Here is a 20,192-nt window from a genome sequence, read left to right as displayed (position 1 = left end):
CCTTACCGGCCCGTGCCGGTGGCGACACGGACGGTTCGGCGTATCTTCGTCGGCGTGACGGAGATGCGCATCGGCGTGGTGGGGGCCGGGATCCTCGGGCTGGCGGTGGCGCGGCGGCTGTCGCTCGCGCGGCCCGGCGCCCGGGTCACGGTGCTGGACAAGGAGGACCGCGTCGCCGTCCACCAGACCGGCCACAACAGCGGCGTCGCGCACGCGGGCCTGTACTACGCGCCCGGCTCGCTGAAGGCAACGCTGTGCAGGCGCGGCATCGGGCTGCTGAAGGAGTACTGCGCCGAGCGCGGCCTGCCGTACGTGGAGTGCGGCAAGGTCGTCGTGGCGCGGGACGAGACCGAGCTGGCGCCGCTGGCGGAGATCGAACGCCGCGCGACCGCCAACGGCGTCCCGGGGCTGCGCCGGCTGTCACCCGCCGAGCTGCGCGAGGTGGAGCCGCACGCCGCCGGGGTGGCGGCCCTGCACTCCCCCAGCACCGCGATCGTCGACTTCCCGGCGGTGGCGCGGGCGTTCGCCGACGACGTGACGGCGGCGGGCGGCGAGGTGCGGCTCGGCTTCGAGGTCGTCGGGCTGCGCCGCGTGGGCGAACGGGTCGCGGTGTCGTCCCCCGCCGAGGAGCTGACGTTCGACCTGCTCGTGGTGTGCGCGGGGCTGCAGTCCGACCGGGTGGCGCGCCTGGCGGGCGACTTCCCGGCACCGGCGATCGTGCCGTTCCGCGGGGAGTACTACCGGCTGCGCCCCGGCCGCACCGATCTGGTGCGCGGCCTGATCTACCCGGTGCCCGACCCCCGGTACCCCTTCCTCGGCGTGCACTTCACCCGGCGCGTGGACGGCGGCGTCGACGTCGGCCCCAACGCCGTGCTGGCGCTGGCGCGCGAGGGCTACCGGTGGCGGGACGTGCGCCCGGCCGACGTGTGGGACACGCTGCGCTGGCCCGGTTTCCGGAGGCTGGCGCGACGGCACTGGCGCACCGGCCTGAAGGAGATGTACGGGTCGGCGTCCAGGCGGGCGTTCGTGGCCGAGGCGCGCGCGTTCGTCCCCGAGCTGACCGCCGGCGACGTGGTGGCGGCCCCGGCCGGGGTACGGGCGCAGGCGGTGGACCCGGACGGCTCCCTCGTCGACGACTTCCGCATCGGCCGTCTCGGGCCCGTGGTCACGGTGCGCAACGCCCCGTCCCCGGCCGCCACGTCGTCACTGGCGATCGCCGAGCACGTCGTCGACCGGCTGCTCGGCTAGCCCCAGAGCTTGCGGTCGTCGCCGTGCGGGTCCCGGACGACCGCGTCGGCCACGGCGTCGAAGACCTTGACGTGACGGGCGTCGGCGTCGAACCGCTGCCAGCCGGGGTCGCCGTCGGTGGCGAAGTCCACCCAGGCGCGGTGCATGGCGTCCGCCAGCCGCTGCGGCGGGTTGGGGCCCGCCATGCCCTCGGTGTCCTCGAAGCGCAGGTTGTCGAACACGAAGCCGAGTTCCAGCGCGTGGCAGGCGCCGAGGTCCGGCCGGGGCGACCGCCAGGCGAACTCGTACATCCAGGTCGGCGCGTGCGCGGCGTGGCCCTCGGCGAGCCGGTTGGCCGGGATGCGGAACAGGCTGTCGGTGATGATCGTGGCGAGCAGCTCGCCGGGGGTCAGGCCGGCGTGCCGGTCGCGGTAGCCGTCCACGACGTGCGGCGGGACGCCCATGCCGGCGGCGACCAGGCCCACCGCGTCGGGCGGCAGCGCGCCGGCCAGCCCGGTCGGCATCAGGAACAGCCGGAACTCGTCGGTCGTGTAGCCGGTGAGCAGGTCGACGTCGCGTCCCGCGCCGGCCGCGACCGCCTCCTCGGGGCGGCGCTCCAGCAGGTCGCCGTCGATCACCGGGGTGAGCGACATGCCCCCGGCGGCGGTGCTGGCGCCCCACCGGTTCGGGTCGGGGAACGCGGCGACCTCGGCCGCGACCGCCGACTGCACCGGGATGATCTCGGCCGGGGCGAGCCGGGCGAACCCCTCGGCGGTCGGCTCGACCCCGAGCCGGGCGGCCATCTCCTTGGTGACCAGCAGCGCGTCCTCGGCCGTCTGGGCGACGCCGCCCGCGCCGCTCTGCGCGACGGCGCGCCGGAACAGGCCCAGGTCGAGCGACAGCAGCGTGGACACGCTCATCCCGCCCGCCGACTCGCCGAACACGGTGACGCGGCCGGGGTCGCCGCCGAACGCCGCGATGTTGTCGCGCACCCACTCCAGCGCGGCGATCTGGTCGAGCAGCCCCCGGTTGGCCGGCGCGCCGGGCAGGTGGGCGAAGCCCTCCACGCCCAGCCGGTAGTTGATCGTCACGCAGACCACGCCGTCGCGGGCGAAGTTCGCGCCGTTGTAGACCGGCACCGCGCCCGACCCGTTGCGGAACGCGCCGCCGTGGATCCACACCATGACCGGCATGCCGGAGCCGCCGGGGTCGGGCGTCCAGACGTTGAGGTTGAGGCAGTCCTCCCCGGGGATCTCCGGGTCGGGCAGCAGCACGTCGAACGGGCGCGGGTAGCCGGGCTTGGGCGCGGTGGGGCCGTAGGCGGTGGCGTCGCGCACGCCGTCCCACGGCTCGGGCGGCTGCGGTGCCTGGAAACGCCTGGGGCCGAACGGCGGCGCCGCGTACGGGATGCCGAGGAAGGCCGTCACCCCGTTGTCGGCATGTCCCCGCACTTTGCCGTACCGCGTCTGAACGACCGCCTGCATGCGCCTCTCCCCTGAAAATTAGAACGAGATTCGAGTACTTCCGAGCGTACGCGACCGTCCACCCCAGAACGCGCAGGGCCCGGACCGCGTCCCACGGTCCGAGCCCTTCACCATGGCGGGGACAGGATCCGAACCCGCATGGCCCGGCGGATCACCCCTGCGGATCACCCCCGCTTGCGCAGGGAGCACGGGACGACTTCACCGGCCCACCCACCACGTTGCGCGAGTTGAACAATACGCAAAGTCATGACGCGGTGGCACGTGGATCACAGCCGTCCACGGGGCGGAGCATGCGGGTGAGGTGGGCGCGGGCGAAGGCGCGGATGTCGTCCTCGTCGTCCAGCCTGAGCCCGCCGCCCGGGACGAGCAGCAGCGACAGCGCCACCCGCAGCAGCACCTCGGCGACCGTCTCGCAGTCCTCGCCGGAGCCGGGACGGGCCCGGCGCAGCCGGCCGGCCAGGATGTCGCGGGCGGCCAGCAGCACCGCGCCGCCGTTCATGCCGAGCTGGGCGACGAACGCGTCCGGCTCGCTCTGCAGCACCCGGGTGATCAGCGGATGCGTGCGGGCGCCGCGCAGCCCCACCACGAACCCCTCCACCACCGCGTCCTCCGGCGTCGGCAGGCCCTCGGTGGCCTCGGCGATCGCGGTCAGGAAGCGGCGGACCTCGCGCAGGATCACGGCCTGCAGCAACTGCTCCTTGTTGGTGAACCGCCGGTAGATCGTGGTGCGTGCGACCCGGGCTCGCTTGGCGACGTCCTCGACGCTGACGCGGCGCAGCCCGTAGGTCTCGAACTCCGCCAGCGCGGCGTCCAGGATCCGGGCGTCCAGGTCGTCGGTGTCGGGGCCGCCGGTGCGGAGCCTTGTCAGCAGCCCGGCCTGCGCGGACGCATCGGTGGTCATAGCCCGCACCCTACAGTTGAACGACGAAGTTACAATTCACGTTGTTCTGTTCCTCTCCCTCTCCGGCGGTGCGCATGACGGACGACCACGCCCCGGCCGACCCGCCGCTCGGCCCCACCTCGCTCACCTGGCGGTACTTCGCCGACACCCGCATGATGCTGGTGGGGCCGCGCGCGGCCGTCCTGCAGAACATGCTTCCGGCCCTCGGCCAGGGCGTGCAGGACCACTCGGTGTTCTTCGCCGAGACGTTCGCCCGCCTGCGCCGCTCCGTCGGCCCGATCATGGACACGGTGTACGGCGGGCCGCGCGCCGCCGAGACCGGACGCCGCGTCCGCGACTACCACCGCGACATCAAGGGCACGATGCCGGACGGCTCCCGCTACCACGCGCTGGACCCGGAGACCTACTACTGGGCGCACGCCACGTTCGTCGACCACCTGATGTACGGCATCGACACGTTCGTCCGCCCGCTGACCGACGCCGACCGCCGCCGGATCTACGCCGAGTCCAGGACGTGGTTCCGGATGTACGGGGTGAGCGACCGGGCCATGCCCGAGGACTGGGAGGCGTTCCAGGCGTACTGGAAGCGCATGCTGGACGAGGTGGTCGTCCCGCACCGCACGGCCCGCTACGGCGTCGGGTACGTCACCAAGGGCCTGCCCGCGCCGCGCCGCGTTCCCCGCGCCCTGTGGCGCCGCGTCAGCCCGCCGCTGAACGCCGTCGCCCGCTTCATCACCGTCGGCGGCATGCCGCCCCGCACACGGGAGCTGCTCGGCCTGCCCTGGAGCGCCGCCGACGAACGCCGCTACCGCCGCTTCGCCGCCGCCGTCCGCCGCCTGGACCCGCTCTGGCCGCTGCTGCCCGAGGCCGTCCGCTACTTCCCGCACGCCCGCCGCGCCTTCGCCCGCGACGGCCGCCCGCGAGTGCGCTGACCCCCGGGCGGCCATGGCGGGCCGGTCGACGGCTAGCCGCGGATGCGGGCGTCGTAGGACCGGCGGGCCTCGGGATCGAAGTCCAGGAAGATGCGGTCCAGTCCGTAGCGGCGGGCGACGGCGCGCTTGAGGACGTCCGGCAACAGCGCACTGAGGCGCACCTGCGCGCCCAGCCGGCGCGGGACGACCACCTGCGGGCGCGGGCGGCCGATGACGTCGACGACGGCGGCGGCCACCTCGTCGGGCTCGCAGTTGCGCTGCCCGTTGGGGCTGCGCGTCCCCGCGACCAGCTCGGTGTTGGTGAAGCTCGGCAGGACCGCGCTGACGTGCACGCCCCGGTCGCGCACCTCCAGCCGGGCCGCCTCGGTGAACGCGACGACGGCCGCCTTGCTGGCGTTGTAGAGGGCGAGGCCGGGGGCCGGCATCACGCCCGCCAGGGACGCGATGTTGACGACGTGGCCCCGCCCGCGCGGCAGCATGCGCTCCAGCGCGAGCTTGGTGCCGAGCATGACGCCGTGGACGTTGACGTCCAGGCAGCGGCGGGCGTCGGCGTCGCTCTCGCCGGTGACGGGACCGATCGGCATGATGCCCGCGTTGTTGACCAGCACGTCCACGGGGCCGGCCGCCGCCCGCGCCGCGTCCAGGAACGCGGTGAACGACTCGCGCGACGTCACGTCGAGGGCCAGCCCGCGCACGCCGAGGCGGTCGGCGGCGTCCTTGGCGGCGGCCTCGTCGATGTCGCCGATGACGACGTCGGCGCCCTTGGCGCGGACGGCCCGCGCGGTGGCCAGGCCGATGCCGCGGGCGCCTCCGGTGATCACCACGACCTTGCTCATCGGGTTCCCTCCAGCCGGTACAGGTGCACGGGCAGGCCGTCCTTGGGCGACGGCAGTGACGTGGTGTCCAGCGGCCATTCGTACCGGCCCGGCACGCTCCAGCCGTAGCGGCACAGCACCTGGTGCATGATGCTCTTGACCTGCATGCCCGCGAAGTGCAGGCCGATGCACTTGTGGGCGCCGCCGCCGAACGGCGCCCAGGCGAACCGGTGCGCCCTGTCCTCGCGGCGTTCGGGGGCGAACCGCTCGGGGTCGAACCGGTCCGGCTCCGGCCACCACTCGGCCATGTGGTGGTTGGTGAGCAGCGGCACGACGACGACGCTTCCGGCCGGGACGTGGTGGCCGAGGATCGAGGTGTCCTTGACCACGCGGCGCGGCAGCGCGGGCACGGGCGCGACGAGCCGCAGCGCCTCCTTCATCACCAGGTCGACCGTCGTCAGCGCGTCCAGGTCGTCGAAGCCCAGCACCGGCTTGCCGAGCGCGAGCGACTCCGCGCGCGCCCGGTCCTGCCACTCGGGGTACTTGGCCAGGTAGTACGCCATGGTGGTGAGCGTGATGGTGGTGGTGTCGTGCGCCGCCATCAACGCGAAGATCATGTGGTTGACGACGTCCTCGTCGGTGAAGCGGTGGCCGTCGTCGGTCTCGGCCTGGCACAGCGCGGCGAACAGGTCGTCGCCGCCGTGGCGCCGCTTGGCGGGCAGGTGCCGGTAGAAGAACTCCTCCAGCACCTTGCGGGCGCGCATGCCCTTGTGCCAGCGCAGGCCGGGCACGGAGAAGCGCACGTAGGCGGTGCCCGCGCGGACCGCGTCGATGAACGCGCCGTTGATCCGGTCGGCCTCGGCGCGGTCGAGCTCGACGCCCATGAACACGTCGGTGGCCAGGTCGAGGGTGAGCTGCTTGACGTGGTCGTAGACGGTGAAGCCGCGGCCTGGCTCCCAGGCGTCCAGGCCCTGGGCGATGCTCGGCGCCATGGCGTCCATGTAGGCGCGCAGCCGGTCCCGGGTGAAGGCCTGCTGCATGATGCGCCGGTGGTGCAGGTGCTCGTCGAAGTCGAGCAGCATGATGCCGCGGTAGAAGAACGGCCCGATGAAGTAGCTCCAGGCCGGGCCGTTGGCGAACGCCTTGTCCCGGTTGACCAGGACGGCCTCGGCGGCCTCGGGTCCCTGGACGGTCACCGTGCGCTGGCCGAGCAGCCAGCCCCACGAGACGGGCCCGAACTGCTCGTAGCGCTTGCGGGCCTGCCCGAACGGGTCGCGCATCACCTGCAGGGTGTTGCCGATGTACGGCAGGCCCGGCACGCCGGGCACGGGTTTGAGCCCGCTGCCGGGCGGTGGCGGGGCGAGGATGCTGGTGGCCATGGACCCTCCCAGGCCCCCGAGGGGGAAGCTACAAAAACGCGATTTATGTAGCTTTGTTGTAACGCACGGGGCGAGCGCGCGTCCAGGGATCTTCGGGAGGGACCGCCCAGCGGACCGCCCAGCGGACCGTCCAGGGACGCCCGGCGGCCGCTCAGGCGAGCAGACGGTACGCGCCCGCGGAGTCGCGGACGTAGGCCCGCCCGTCGCCCGCGCGCGGCATACCCTCCGCGCGCAGCGGGGCGGTCCGCAGCCGCCGCCCGCCGGTCACCGGGATCTCGTCGACCACGCGGACGAGCGCCGGCCGCATCTCCGGCGGCACCCGCAGCAGCGCCTCGGCCAGGTCGACCGGCTTGACCTGGGTGTCCGGGTCGCGCAGGCTGATCGCGGCCGCGGCGATCTCGGTGCCGTCCCCGGCCGGGACCCCGTACACCGCGACCGCGTCCACGTACGGCAGGTCGCCGAGCGCGTCGCGGATCGGGCCGGGCGGGACGATGCCCTCGGCCGTGCGGATCAGCTCGTTCTCCCGCCCCACCAGCCAGTAGTCGCCGTCGGCGTCGCGGCGGAACAGGTCGCCGGTGGACAGCCACGCGTCCCCCGGCGCGAACACGCCCCGCAGCGGGCGGCGCGTGGACGCGGCGGCCCCGGGCGTGACCCGCACCAGCAGCACGCCGATCTCGTCCGGCGCGCACTCGACGGCGAACCCGTCGGCGCCCTGCTCCGGCCGCCCGTTCTCCAGGTCGTAGCGGGCCAGGCGCACCCCGGCGCCGCCGGGCAGCGGACGCCCCAGCGAGCCGGGCTTCTTGCCCGTCAGGTTGACCAGGATCGCCTCGGCCTCGGTGCTGGCGTAGAACTCCAGGACGCGCGCGGGCGCGAACCGCTCCTCCACCCGCCGCCACAGCCCGCGCGGCATGCCGGATCCGATGAACAGCCGCACGGCGTGGTGCCGCTCGCCCGGGTGCGGCGGCGCGTTCACCAGGTCGCGCAGCAGCGTCCAGGTGTAGGACGCGACCGTCACGCCGTAGCGGCGGGCCTCGTCCCAGAACGTCTCGGGGTCGTAGGCGGTGGCCAGCGCCAGCCGGGACCCGCCCGCCACCGCGCCGCCCAGGCTCATCAGCAGCGCCGACGGGTGCTGCAACGGGGTGATGCTGAACACGGTGTCGGCCGCCGACAGCGACGCCGACGACGCGGTGCCGAACGCCGACAGCGCCCAGCGCCGGTTGGTGATCCGGTTGGCCCGCAGGTGCTCGCCGTCGCCGGTGAAGCACACGAACGCCAGGTCGCTCGCGCGTCCCGGGTTGGGCCGGTACCAGCCGGGCACCGCCACCTGGTCCGGGTCGATGCGCTCCATGTCGGTCAGCGGCAGCCCGCGCGTCCGGTCGCCCCGGACCTGGCCGCCGCCCAGCAGGTACGCCCGGACGCCCGCCAGCGCGGCGGCGCGCGCGGCGTTCTCCGGGTCGGCGATGATCCGGTCGACCTGGCCGAGCGCCGCCTCGCGTTCCAGGTCGCCGTCGGGACGCAGCAGCACGGCCACGGCGCCGAGCCGGTTGAGCGCCGCCACCAGCGCCAGCGCGGTGGGCCGCGTCTCCATGAGCACCCCCACCGGGTCGCCCTGCCGCACCCCGATGTGGATCAGCCCGCGGACCACCGCGTCGATGCGTCCCTTGGCGGCGGCCTGCGTGTACGCGCGTCCCCGGTACAGGAAGAACACGTCGTCGGGGGCGCGGTCGGCCTGCTCGTCCAGCAGCAGCCCCATGGACATGGGCGTGTCGGCCTGGATGCGCTCCAGCCGCGCCAGCCGGGGCAGGTTCTGCCCGGCCTCCCGGGCGATCTGGCGGACCCCGTGGACGGCCCGCGCCGCCGTCACCACGGCCGACCGCGCGGCGTTCGCGCCGACGCCGACCGCCAGCTGCAGCCCGTACGCGGCCACACCGCCCGGCGGGGACGCCGCCGCCTGCTCCTCACCTTCCATCGGCCGCACGATCTCGGGCAGGTCGCCGTCCCCCTCGCGCCACCGGACCCACTCGGCGACGGCGGGCCAGGTCTGCGCGACGGCCAGGCTCCCCACGACCAGGCCGAAATGCCCGGCCCGCAGGCACGCCTCGTACACCCGCGCGCGGGGCGCGGCACGGCCGATGGCCCGCACCATGGCGGACGGCGCGATCTCGTCGACCTCGCCGACGAACGCCAGCACCGGGCAGGAGATGTCGGCCAGCGTCACCACCCGGTCGCCGATGACGAACCCGCCGGTCAGCATGCGGTTGTGCGCGATGAACTGGCGGATGAACTCCGCCAGCGCCGGACCGGGCCACGACACCCAGCCCTCGCGCTCCAGGAACCGGCGCTGCCGCTCGCGCGGCGCCAGCCGCTCCCGGTCGTGCAGCGCCAGCACGAAGTCGACCCGGCTGCGCACCGACTTGACCGGGCTGAGCAGCTGGAACCCGGTGCGGGTCACCCAGCCGGGCACGGCGAAGCCGCCGATCAGGCCCTCGGGCAGGCGGCCCGCGCCCTCGGCCGCCAGCCACGCGGGCACCCCGAACGGCAGCCCCACGCTGGTGTCGGCCGGGCTGCCGAACGTCACCAGCGACGCGACGCCCTCGCTGCGCCGGTACGCCGCCGCCTGGTAGGCGAACATGCCGCCCTGCGAGTAGCCCGCGACGTGCACGTCCCGCCCGGTGGCCTTCCGGACCCGGTCGACGGCGTCGCTGACCGCCAGGACGTGGTCGGTGATGGTGCGCTCCAGCCCGCCCGGCTCCCGCTCGGGCGCGCCAAAGTCGACCACCCACGGGTCCGCACCCAGCTCCCGCAGCACCCGCACCGCGCTGACCCGCGAGGAGATGTCGTACACCTCCGCCGTGATCATCAACGGCGGCACGAGCAGCACCACGGGCCGTTCGGCGTCGTCGCCCCCGGGGAAGTAGTGCCGCAGCCGGTAGACCCGCTGGGCGCTCACCACCTCGTACGGCGAGGCGTCCTCGTCGGTGTCCAGCCCGCCGAACCGGGCCACCTCCAGCGCGTTCTGCGCGGTGGCCCCGAGTCGGGCTCCGAGGCGAAGCAGGGATGTCGTCACAGCGGGCATTGTCGGCCTTTCACAACGTCATGGACATCGTGTCCGCTACCGACGCCGCCGGTCAACGATCTACGTCGGCGGGACGATCCGCGCCCCGGGCATCTTCCCCGCCTGCAGCAGTTCCCACATGAAGCGGCGGCGCGGCTTGCCGCTGGACGTGCGCTGGATCAGCCCACCGCCCACCACGATCGTCAGCTCGACGTCGGCGCCGAGCCTGCGGCGCAGCGTCTCCCGCACGTCCGCGGCCCACGGCGCGTCGTTCGTCTCGGCGAACAGCGCCAGCCCCTTGGTGCCGGCGCCGGGCACGCCGACCACCACGATGCGGCCCTTGCCCAGCCCGGTCAACTCGGCGATCTTGGACTCCAGGTCCTCCACGTACACCGACCGGCCGCGGACCTTGATGCTGTCGCCCATCCGCCCGAGCACGAACAGCTGGCCCTCGTGGAAGAAGCCCGCGTCCCCGGTGTGGACGAGCCCGTTCTCGAACCGCGTCGACTTGCCCTCCGCGCCCGCGTAGTAGCCGGGGCAGGCCGACGCGCCGCCGACGACGATCTCCCCGAGATGCCCCTCGGGGAGCTCCCGCCCGTCGTCGTCCACGATCGTCACCGGCACGTCCGGCTGGGGCGTGCCGCAGCCGACCACCCAGCCCGCCTTGGCGCCCACCGACGCGGGGCCCAGCGTGTGGGAGTCCAGGACGCGCACCTCCCGCCCGAACTCCAGCGACTCGGGGTCGGGCCGCACCGCCAGCGGGTCCCTGCGCCGCTGGTCCGCGGTGACCAGCAGCGTGGTCTCCGCCATCCCGTACGCGGGCATGAACGTGTGCCGCGAGAACCCGAACGGCTCCACCAGCCGCGCGAAGGACTCCAGCGCGTGCGGATCGATCGGCTCGGCCCCGATGATCGCGGTACGCCAGCCGGACAGGTCGACGCCCTCCAGCTGCTCGGGCTTGACGCGCCGCGCGCAGTAGGCGTACGCGAACGGCGGCGCCGCCGTGTGCCTGGCCTCGGCGAAGCACCGCAGCCACCGCGCGGGGTCCCGGATGAAGTGGTCGGGCCGCATCAGCCGCAGCTCGGCCTGCCGGGAGATCGGCGTGATGAAACAGCCGATCAGCCCCATGTCGTGGTACAGCGGCAGCCAGGACGCCACCGCGTCGTCGTCCCCGAACCCGGCCGTCCGCGAGATCAGCTCGACGTTGGCCTCCAGGTTCTCCCAGGTGACCATCACGCCCCGCGGCGCGCCGCTGGACCCGGAGGTGAACTGCAGCAGCGCCAGCTCCCCGGGCTCCCTGACCTCGGCCTCCCGCTCCGCCTGCCGGGGGATCCACGGCTCTCCGGGCAGCCCCGCGTCCGCCATGGCCCGCCCGATCAGCGGAGCCAGGTCCTGCGACGCGATCGTCACCCTGGGCCGCGCCTGCCGCAGGATCGCCGCCACGTGCGCGACGTACTCGTCGCCGTCCTGGAACAGCGGCGGCGTCAGCAGGCACACCGTGGCACCGGTCGCCCACACCGCGAAGTAGGTCTCCACGCAGGTGAAGTCGGTCGGCAGGACGACGCACACCACGTCGCCGGACTCGACGCCCGTCTCCAGGAGCGCCCAGGCCGTCCGCCGCGCCGCCGCCGCCAGCTCCCCGTAGTCGCGGAACTCCCAACCGCCGTCGTCGGTCGCCAGGTGAACTCCGCGTCCGGCGTTCGGCTTGTCCAGCCAGTCCCGCAGGGCAGATGCCATGACGTCCCTTCCCACCGAGTAAAAACTCGGGGGTAACTTCACCAGCGCCGCGGCATCCCGTCAACCGAAACGATCAGCAACCGGACATTCCACACGCCCGGATCTTTGGCGTCAGGCCCGCGCGGGCCGCCGCACCACCTTGACGACGCCCCGCCACCCCAGCAGGACCAACGCGGTGAACAACGTCGCCACCACGATGAACGCGACCGCCGTCCCCTGCCCCGAGACGGCCCGCAGCACCATGCCCACCGCCACGGTCGACACCCAGATCCCCACACCGGCGGGGACGAACGCCTCCGGCCGCCGCCACGCCCGCGTCACCAGCCAGCCCACCGCCAGCCCCACCAGGAACGGCCACGCCGTGCCCGCGAACCCGGCCAGGCTCGCCGCCTCCTCATGCGACGCCCGCCCGATCGCCACGAACACCAGCACACACGCGACATCCAGCGCCGCCGCCCCAAGATTCCGCACGTCCCCCAGCATAAGAAGCCCCCACCGCTCCCCCATACACACCCTCTCGGACGGCACACACGACAAGCCCCGCGTTCCAGCTTGTGATCCGGACCACGGCCGACTTGTCCAGGCCGCAAGAAGGGCCGGACGGGGGTTCCAAGGGGTCGCCCTCCTGGGAGAAAAGCGAAAAGGTCCCGGGTGCAAGCCGAAGACTTACACCCGGGACCTCTACCTGGTAGCGGGGGCAGGATTTGAACCTGCGACCTCTGGGTTATGAGCCCAGCGAGCTACCGAACTGCTCCACCCCGCGGCGACGCCTTAACTCTATGGGTCCTGGGGGTGGCGCGCAAACCAATTCGTCCGTGCCGCGCGGGACGGCGGGTGCGGGACCCGCCCGGCGGGGACGGTCAGGCCCGGAGTTCGGCGGCCCCGAACGACACCTTGAACCGCTTGCACCAGATGCTCACGCTGGTGAGTTCGTCCAGGTCGGCGTCGGCGGGGATGGCGTAGTTCTGGTCGCCCTTGTTGCCCTTGAGCTTGCCGAGCTCCACGTAGGCGCCGTCGTCGAACACGCCCCACCCGGCGGTGCCGCCCTTGACCGGCTGGTCCGACAGCCACACCCGCAGGTCGGGCCCGTTGGAGGTGTCAAGCTCCTCCAGCCGCAGCACCCGCCTGCCGTCCGCCAGCCGGATCACCTTCACCATGCCGGACGTCTCGTGCTCGTGCGAGATGAACGCCCCCGACGCCAACACCCGCGGCCCCACGTCCTGCCCCTGAGCCTGCCCGGTCGCCGTCGGCGTCGCGGCCGCCCCCGGCGAACTCACCACCGCCGGCCCGGCCTCGTTGACCTCCTCGTCCACGAACAGCAACCACGGCTGGAACAACGCCAGTCCCACGGCCGCCCCGACCACGAGCACCCCGCCTACGACCCACACCACCGGCCTGCGCAACAACGTGCCCATCGTTCCTCCCGCAACGAACGACCCCGTCCACGATCTCCGTCACGGCCCATCCCACCGGAAAACAGCCCGCCCAACCCTTACCAACCGATGACGCTTCCCGCGAGCCTCGGCACCGCGGCCTTGGCGGCATGCCCAGCGAGCCGCTCAGGGCGCCGTGCACTGGTGGAGCACAGAGGTGTGCCCCTCGTCCCGGGGCCGGTCACAGCCCCGCCCGACGGTGTCAGACCGGCCACGCTGACCATGCCCAGCACACGGCCGCCCCGAAAGGCCACCGTCCGGCGGCGGTCAGACGCGGATGCGCATGCCGTCGTTTCCGACGATGACACGGCCGTCGTAGCCCTTGCTCGCCTTGAGCTTCCACACCGCGTCCGGGACGAGCCGCTTGTCGCCCGGGGCCAGGTGGCTGAGGACGAGCCGCTCGACACCGGCCTTCTGCGCGACCTCCCTGCCGACCCGCGTCACGTCGCTGTGGCTGTTCATGTGGTGCTCGATCTGGTCGGGCGTGAGGCCGGGGGCGGCTTTGACGATCTGCAGGTCGATGACCTCGTGGACGAGGATGTCGGCGCCGCGCGCCAGGGTGACCGTGTTGGGGGTGATGGTGGTGTCGCCGCTGAAGACGACCGATCCGTGCTCGGTGTCGAAGCGGAAGGCGAAGGACGGGAACACCGGCGGGTGCTGGACGAGGATGGCGCTGACCTTGACGTTGTCGTCGGACATCACGGTGAACGGTCGCATCGGCGGGGCCATCGGGCCGTGCGGTCCCGCGCCGACCGGCGGCACGGCGATGTCGTGGGGGCGGACCAGGCCGCGGATGTCGGGCCAGCCCTCGTCGCGCATGCGCAGGTTGAGGTCGTAGGCGGTGGCGGCGATCTGCCCTCTGATCAGGTCGGTGAGGCCGGGGGTGGGGTTCTCCGGGTGGATGACGGGGTGCCTCTCGTCCGTTTCGGGCAGGGCGCCGGCACGTCCGGGACCGTAGATGTGGACAGGGTGGGTCATGGGGTTGATGCCGCCGAACCGCAGGAACGGCAGCGTGTACAGGTCGGCGATGTGGTCCGAGTGCAGGTGGGTGATGAAGATGGCGTCCAGGTTCCTGATGTTCAGCCCGGCGCGTTCGAACTGGTCGAACGCCCCGTGGCCCAGGTCGATGACGTAGACGCGCCCGTTGACGACGAGCGCTGAGGCGATCCCGGTGCGTCCGTGCATGGGCACCGGCCCGGCGGCGGTGCCGATGAGGACGAGTTCGGTGGTGCCCTTGCGGAACATGGGCGTCCGGGTGGGGAGCGGGGCCGCCTGGGCGGGGGACGCGGCGGCCGCGCCGACGAGCGGCAGCGCCGCGACCGCCCCCACGGCCGTACGCAGGAGCCGTCGGCGTGCGGGGCCGTGTCGTCGGTCGTTGCCGTGTGGCGGCTCGGGCTGGGTGTGGCGGTTCATGAGCGATCCTCCGGTTCGCGGAGCAGCGGAAAATGACGCGGGGACGCGGGAGGGAGCGGTCCGACGCGGAGCCTCGGACGGGGCCGTCAGGCGAAGGAGTGCGTGAATGGGTAGCCGGCCAGTGCACCGGCGAGCGGGGCGACGTCGCCCGCTTCGGCGTGGATCGTGGCGTGCGGCCTGCCGTCGCGGGTGGTGACGGTGACGGTGCCGGTGAGCCCGGCCGTCTCCATCTCGGCGCGGACGACGCGTTCCACGGCGTCCTCGACGAGCCGTGGCTTGAAGACCTTGCCGATGGCGGTCAGGGGCAGCGCGTCGATGACGTGGACCGTCTTGGGGGCGGCCGCCGGTTCCGGTGCCCGCTCGGCCGCCCAGGCGTGCAGGTCCCCTTCGGTGACCTGGGCCGCGGGACGCAGGGTGACGTAGGCGACCGGGACCTCCCCCGCGTGCGGGTCCGGACGGCCGACCACCGCGGCGGAGGTGACGGCGGGGTGCGCGAGCAGGACCTCCTCGATGGGCCGGGGGTCGATGTTGTGGCCGCCGCGGATGATGAGGTCCTTGGCCCGGCCGGTCAGGTAGACGTGGCCTTCGGCGTCGACGTGGCCGAGGTCGCCGGTCAGCAGCCAGCCGTCGACGATCTTCCCGGACGGGTCGGGAACGGGCCGCCCGTCCGGGCCGCGGCGCAGATAGCCGGGGAAGACGTTCGGTCCCTTGATCGCCAGCATGCCGGTCTCGCCCGGGGCGAGGTCGGCGACGGGCATGCCGCCCGCGTCCACCTGGACGGCCTTGACCTGCTGGTAGGCCATCCGGAGGCCGACCGAACCGGGGCGCGGCGCGAACGCGGGCATGGTCGCGGTGGCGCAGGTTCCCTCGGTCAGCCCGTATCCCTCCAGCATCGGCACCTTCGCCGACGACTCGAAGGACGTGCGGACTCCGGCCGGCAGCGGCGCGGCGCCCACGACCCCGGCCCGGAGGCTGGAGATGTCGGCGTCGTCCGGCACCGGCGGCAGCGCGCCGTAGACGGTGGGCACGCCGGAGAACGTCGTGACCCGGAAGTGTTCGACGATGCGCCAGAAGTCGCGCATCAGCCGCCGGTCGCGGAAGCCCAGCGGTCCGAGGCTCACGACGGGACGCCCGTGCATGAACGGGGCGAGCCCGGTGACGTGGACGGCGTTGACGTGGAACAGCGGCAGGCCCCCGAGGATCACCGAGTCGTCCAGGAAGCCCCCCGAACAGCCCATCGCCCAGGCCATGTAGACCTCGTTGGCGTGGGTGTGTGGGGCGACCTTCGGCGTGCCGGTCGTACCGCCGGTGTGGAAGTAGGCCGCCAGGTCGTCGGGGCGGGGCCGGTGCGGCGTCCGCAGACGGTCGCCGGGCTGGCCGGCCGCCATGCGAACGAAGTCCCCGACGGCCAGAGCGGCGGCGTCATGTCCGGCCACGGCGTCGTGCCGTGCCGCAGCGTCGTGTCCGGCCGCGGCTCCGACGGAGAGCAGCGCCCGCAGCCCCGGCAGCCGCTCCGCGACCTGGACGGCCTTCTCCCATATCCCCGGCGCGAGGGAAGGGCCCGCCGCCACGAGGACCTCGGCGCCGGTGAGCGCGAGGATGCCGGTGACGTGGTCGGCCGCGAGCAGGGGGTTGATCGGGTTGGCGATGCCCACGGCCTGCGCCCCCAGCAGCGCGGCGTAGGTGGCGCCGGTGTTGGGCAGCAGCAGGCCGATCACCCCGCCGGGCCGTACGCCCAGGGAAACGTAGAGGTTGGCGGCCTGGTGGACGTGCCGCAGCAGGTCCCCGTACGACCACGTCAGGGGCCGGCGCCAGTCGGCGCCGCCTTCGGTGAGCAGGTGGAGCGCGGGGGCGTGGGGGACCTTGGCCGCCGTCCTGGCCAGCAGGTCGTAGGTGCTGGACGGCAGGTCGCGTTCGGCGAGCGGTACGGCCTCCACGGCGGCCAGGTCGTCCGGTGTGAGGACCAGGGGGCGGTCGCCCTGGGTGTGTGGGGCGGGATGCATGCGGATCTGCCCTTCGGTCAGGTCGGGTCGGGGTGGGCGTAGGCGTGGCGCGGTACTGGGGAAGGCGCCGGGCGGGTCCGATCGGCGGGCAGGAGGGGAAGCCAGGTCGCGGCGTCCCGGACGATCTCCGCCCCGGGACGGCCGCGACGCGGCGGCACGGGGGCGGTCGCCATCACGACCCGGTCGGGACGGACGAGGACGGCGCCGACTCCGGCGCGTCGCATCCACCGAGCCTGGGGTCCGGCGCTCACGTCGATGACCGGTGCGCCGAGGCGCCGTGCCAGGGACGCCAGGGCGGGATGAACCGGCCCGTCGCCGAGGACGGCGAACGATTCGCCGAGCAGTTCGTCCAGGCGCCGCCGCCGTCCGTCCACCGTCAGCCACGGCTGGGGGACGAGCGTCCCGGCGAGGTCGCGGCAGCCCCCCACGCGCGGGCGGCGGACGAGCGGACCGGCGGGGAGCCTCGGTGAGGTGGTGCGCAGGGCGGCGTCGGTGAGCCCGGGCACCCGGCAGGCCCCGGCGAGCAGGAGCCGCCGCAGGGACGCGGCGCGGTCCTGTCCGCCCGTCATCGCGAAGCCGACGGTGACCGCCAGGCGGATCATCCGGGTGACGTGGTGGCGCCGTTCGGCCTGATAGGTGTCCAGCAGCCGCTCGTCGGCCCCTTCGCCGAGCACCAGGGCGAGCTTCCAGGCGAGGTTGGCGGCGTCGCGCAGTCCCGCCCCCAGGCCCTGGCCGATGAACGGCGGCGTCAGGTGCGCGGCGTCGCCGAGGATGAACACCCGTCCGCGTCTCCACCGGTCGGCCACCTGGGCCCGGAAGGTGTACTCGGCGTGCCGCAGCAGGTGGAGCCGTTCCCAGGGGACGTCCCGCGTCCACGGCGCCAGCAGCCGGGACAAAGCGTCGGGGGCGGTGAGGTCGGCCTCGGCCTCGCGGGGACGCATCCGGAACTCCCAGCGGTGCCGGTCCTCACCGACGCGCATGTAGGTGGCGGCGCGGTGCGGGTCGCATACCTGCTGGACGCCGTCCCAGTCGCTCAGCCGGCCGGCGTGGCGGACGTCGACGACCAGCCAGCGTTCCTCGAAGCGCAGGTCGAGCATGCGCGCGCCGACGGCCCGGCGGGTGGTGCTGTTGGCGCCGTCGCATCCGAGGAGGGCGTGCGTCCAGACCGTGTACGTGCTTCCGCTCGCGAGGTCGCGCAGCAGCACGCGGACCGGTGCGGGACGGCCGTGCGCGACCTGCTCGATCCGCACCACCTCGGTGCCGCCGCGCAGTTCCGCGAGGGGATGGCGGCGCAGGTTCGACCGCAGCAGCCATTCCAGCTCCGGCTGGTCGAACAGGTTGGCCTGGGGCCATCCGTTGACGCCGCCGATCCGGTCGCGGCGGAACTCGGCGATGGTGCGCAGCGCCCCGTCCACCAACCGCATGCCCGGCACGGGACGGCTGATGGCCGCGAATTCCTCGGCGACGCCGAGACGCTGCAGGATCCGCGCCACCTCATCGTCCAGATGCACGGCGCGCGGCCGAGGGTAGACGTCGTGATGCGGATCGACCGTAAGGCTCCGCACGCCGTGCCGGGCGAGCAGTGTGGCGGCCGTCACCCCGGTCGGGCCCGCTCCGGCGATCAGCACCGGGACGAGCGTTCCGGGCTCGGGTGGCGTGTCGTCACCGGTCACGCGGCGTCCCCGGCGAAGACGACGGTGGTGCACTGGGTGCCGAGGTCCAGGGCGCCGTCCGCGGTGCCGATGTGGGCCGTGACGACGTCGCCGTCCCGCAGGTACGCCGGGTTCCCGGCCTCGCCCGCGAAGAAGATCTTCCACTTCGTGGCGGGCGGCAGCAGCGCCCCGATCCTCTCCTTGAGCTTCCCCGGCGCCTTCAGCGCCGTCCCGCCGGGCGTGCCGGTGAGCAGCAGGTCGCCGGGCCGCAGGGACTGGAACCGGGCCAGGGCGGTGAGGGCCTCGGCCGGACGGACGATCATGTCGGCGAGGGTGCGGTCCTGGCGGAGCACGCCGTTGACCGACAGCCGCAGGCGCAGGTCGTCCAGCCGGGCGAACTCCTCCGGCGTCGGCAGCACCAGGCACGGCCCGGTCGGGGTGAACGTCGGATAGGACTTGCTCTCGTAGAACTGTCCCTTGGTGAGCTGCACGTCGCGCGCGGACACGTCGTTGGTCACCACGAGCCCGGCCACGTAGGAGGGCAGCTCGTCGTCGGTGACGGTGGTGCCGACGGGCAGTTCGGCGCCCATGACCAGGCCCAGCTCGATCTCGTAGTCCAGCAGCCGGACGTGCGGCGGCTTGACGACCGGGTCGCCGGGGCCGCTCACCGAGCCCGAGGACTTGCGGAAGAATGTCGGCTGCACGGTGGCGGGGTCGAAGCCGGATTCCCTGGCGTGCGAGCGGTAGTTCACCATCTGCGCGACGACCCGGCACGGCGTGGTGACCGGCGACAGCGGCGCCAGGTCCGCGACGTCCACCACGTCGTCGCCGTCGCGGGCCGAACGGGCGGCGGCCTTCTCCACGGCGGCACGGTCGGCGAGCAGTTCGGCGGTCGTGCGGGCCTCGGTCACGACGGGCACCGCGCGCCCCTCGGCCTCGACCCACCACGCCCCGTCGGTGCGCAACACGCGGATGCTCATGTGCTCATCGCTTTCATCAGGCCCGCCAGGCGGGCGGTGTCGATCTCGTTGTCGTCGCGCAGCGCCCGCAGAACGGTGCGGACGAGGGCGGGAGAGGGCCGCGTGCCCAGGAAGTCCCGGGTGACCGGCGGGCCCCACTGCGCCAGGCCCGTGGCCGACATGGGCGCCCATCCGGCCTCGACCGAGGCGTCGAACAGGTCCCCGTCGGTGAAGTGCTCCAGCATGAGCCGGTCGGGGTCGCGCCAGTAGTCGAAGATCTGGCTGCCCTGGATGTGCCGGCCGATCCCCCACGCCCGCCGGTAGCCGCGTTCGGCGAGGTACTCCCCGCCCGCCGCGAGCGCGTCGAGGTCGGCGACCTGGTACGCCGAGTGCACGTAGCCCGTGCCGGGCCCCAGGTGCATCGCCAGGGTGTGGTGGTCGGCCGGGTCCGCGCCCCGGTCGCAGCGGATGAACGCCATCGTCGGGCCGCGCTCGCGCTGACCGTCCAGGAACAGGAAGTCGCTGACGATCATGCCGAGGTTGTCGAGGTACCAGTCGAGCGCCCGGTGGAACACCGGCGTCTCCAGCACCACGTGACCCAGCCGCTGGACCCGGGCGGGTTCCCGGGGCGGACGCTGCGGCGCGTTAGTGCGGCGCGTCGTCGTGCCGGAGTTGAGGGGCAGCGGGGTCTGCTCGGGCAGCGCCCCCAGTTGTTCCGTCCCGTGCACGACCCGGACCGGGACACCGCTGGGGTCGCGCAACGCGACGACGCGTCCGCCGCCCGGCCCGTCCAGCTCGCGCACGTCCGTCCCGGCGGCCCGGGCCAGCCGGGACAGGTCCGACCTGTCGGCCGCGGCGAACACCGGCCCCACGAACCGGGACATCGGTCCGCGACGGACGACCAGGCAGTGCGTGCCCGGCAGCGTGCCGCGCAGGTACAGCGCGTCGGGCCTGCGGGTCGCCACGGCGAAGCCGAAGTCGCGGGCGAACACCTCGGCGCGGTGCAGGTCCGGCTTCTCGAACTCCAGCCACGCCAGGTCGGCGACCTTGATCACCGGCTTGCGGGACCGCCCGGGATGCTCCCCGCGCGACGCGCCCCGTGGGCTGTGCGTGATCTCCGCCGCGCCCGCCGGGCGGGGCGTCGTCTCCTCCATCGTTCTCCCCTGCCGTCATCGCTACTGATGAAATCATCAGTCCTGATC

Annotated in this window: 15 protein-coding genes and 1 tRNA gene; 2 read left to right on the top strand and 14 right to left on the bottom strand. The window is 73.6% G+C overall.

All coding sequences use genetic code 11. The annotated features are described in order from the left end of the window. Window positions 1-63 precede the first annotated feature (63 nt). Entirely contained in the window at window positions 64-1,248 is a 1,185-nt protein-coding gene (gene lhgO, locus ABZ801_RS28995; RefSeq protein ID WP_360703718.1) for an L-2-hydroxyglutarate oxidase, read from the top strand. Here the strand turns inward: lhgO and ABZ801_RS28990 are convergent. Continuing rightward, on the bottom strand, window positions 1,245-2,711 hold the full coding sequence (locus ABZ801_RS28990) for a carboxylesterase/lipase family protein (protein ID WP_360703624.1): 1,467 nt from the start codon (window positions 2,709-2,711) through the stop codon (window positions 1,245-1,247). The genes lhgO and ABZ801_RS28990 overlap by 4 nt on opposite strands. 244 nt (window positions 2,712-2,955) lie before the next feature. Further along, on the bottom strand, window positions 2,956-3,612 hold the full coding sequence (locus ABZ801_RS28985) for a helix-turn-helix domain-containing protein (RefSeq protein ID WP_360703621.1): 657 nt from the start codon (window positions 3,610-3,612) through the stop codon (window positions 2,956-2,958). A gap of 74 nt (window positions 3,613-3,686) precedes the next feature. On the opposite strand from ABZ801_RS28985, the gene ABZ801_RS28980 reads away from it, so the two are divergent. Further along, complete coding sequence (locus ABZ801_RS28980; protein ID WP_360703618.1) at window positions 3,687-4,544, top strand: oxygenase MpaB family protein; 858 nt, start codon at window positions 3,687-3,689, stop codon at window positions 4,542-4,544. Window positions 4,545-4,576: 32 nt separating this feature from the next. On the opposite strand, the gene ABZ801_RS28975 is transcribed toward ABZ801_RS28980, so the two are convergent. The 12 genes from ABZ801_RS28975 to ABZ801_RS28920 all read right to left on the bottom strand — a co-directional run bounded on the left by ABZ801_RS28975 (window position 4,577) and on the right by ABZ801_RS28920 (window position 20,144). Further along, window positions 4,577-5,380 (bottom strand): SDR family oxidoreductase, encoded by an 804-nt coding sequence (locus ABZ801_RS28975; RefSeq protein ID WP_360703615.1) that lies wholly within the window; start codon window positions 5,378-5,380, stop codon window positions 4,577-4,579. Next, a complete protein-coding gene (locus ABZ801_RS28970; protein WP_360703612.1) occupies window positions 5,377-6,738 on the bottom strand; it encodes a cytochrome P450 in 1,362 nt (453 codons plus the stop codon). Before ABZ801_RS28970 ends, ABZ801_RS28975 begins: the two co-directional genes overlap by 4 nt. Window positions 6,739-6,889: 151 nt before the next feature. Further along, entirely contained in the window at window positions 6,890-9,805 is a 2,916-nt protein-coding gene (locus ABZ801_RS28965; protein WP_360703609.1) for an AMP-binding protein, read from the bottom strand. A 69-nt stretch (window positions 9,806-9,874) separates the two neighbouring features. Further along, on the bottom strand, window positions 9,875-11,530 hold the full coding sequence (locus ABZ801_RS28960; protein WP_360703606.1) for an AMP-binding protein: 1,656 nt from the start codon (window positions 11,528-11,530) through the stop codon (window positions 9,875-9,877). Window positions 11,531-11,641: 111 nt separating this feature from the next. Beyond that, complete coding sequence (locus ABZ801_RS28955) at window positions 11,642-12,001, bottom strand: DUF3054 domain-containing protein (RefSeq protein ID WP_360703603.1); 360 nt, start codon at window positions 11,999-12,001, stop codon at window positions 11,642-11,644. 215 nt (window positions 12,002-12,216) lie between these two features. After that, window positions 12,217-12,293, bottom strand: a tRNA-Met gene (locus ABZ801_RS28950). 97 nt (window positions 12,294-12,390) lie between these two features. Further along, window positions 12,391-12,945: a DM13 domain-containing protein gene (locus tag ABZ801_RS28945; RefSeq protein WP_360703600.1), complete on the bottom strand. Its 555-nt coding sequence runs from the start codon at window positions 12,943-12,945 to the stop codon at window positions 12,391-12,393. Window positions 12,946-13,230: 285 nt separating this feature from the next. After that, on the bottom strand, window positions 13,231-14,376 hold the full coding sequence (locus tag ABZ801_RS28940) for an MBL fold metallo-hydrolase (protein ID WP_360703597.1): 1,146 nt from the start codon (window positions 14,374-14,376) through the stop codon (window positions 13,231-13,233). A gap of 86 nt (window positions 14,377-14,462) precedes the next feature. After that, window positions 14,463-16,379 carry an acyl-CoA synthetase gene (locus tag ABZ801_RS28935; RefSeq protein ID WP_360703594.1) on the bottom strand — a complete coding sequence of 639 codons (1,917 nt, stop codon included), beginning with the start codon at window positions 16,377-16,379 and terminating at the stop codon, window positions 14,463-14,465. A gap of 17 nt (window positions 16,380-16,396) precedes the next feature. Then, window positions 16,397-18,052: a bifunctional 3-(3-hydroxy-phenyl)propionate/3-hydroxycinnamic acid hydroxylase gene (locus ABZ801_RS28930; RefSeq protein ID WP_360703591.1), complete on the bottom strand. Its 1,656-nt coding sequence runs from the start codon at window positions 18,050-18,052 to the stop codon at window positions 16,397-16,399. Continuing rightward, complete coding sequence (locus tag ABZ801_RS28925; protein ID WP_360703588.1) at window positions 18,049-19,011, bottom strand: fumarylacetoacetate hydrolase family protein; 963 nt, start codon at window positions 19,009-19,011, stop codon at window positions 18,049-18,051. Before ABZ801_RS28925 ends, ABZ801_RS28930 begins: the two co-directional genes overlap by 4 nt. Next, window positions 19,008-20,144, bottom strand: a complete 1,137-nt coding sequence (locus ABZ801_RS28920) for a VOC family protein (protein ID WP_360703585.1) — start codon at window positions 20,142-20,144, stop codon at window positions 19,008-19,010. The genes ABZ801_RS28925 and ABZ801_RS28920 overlap by 4 nt, the downstream gene beginning before the upstream one ends. Window positions 20,145-20,192: the final 48 nt, after the last annotated feature.

Origin of the sequence: Actinomadura sp. NPDC047616 (assembly GCF_040642915.1) — a bacterium.
Classification (GTDB): domain Bacteria; phylum Actinomycetota; class Actinomycetes; order Streptosporangiales; family Streptosporangiaceae; genus Spirillospora; species Spirillospora miaoliensis.
This window is presented reverse-complemented; position numbering and strand designations above follow the sequence as displayed.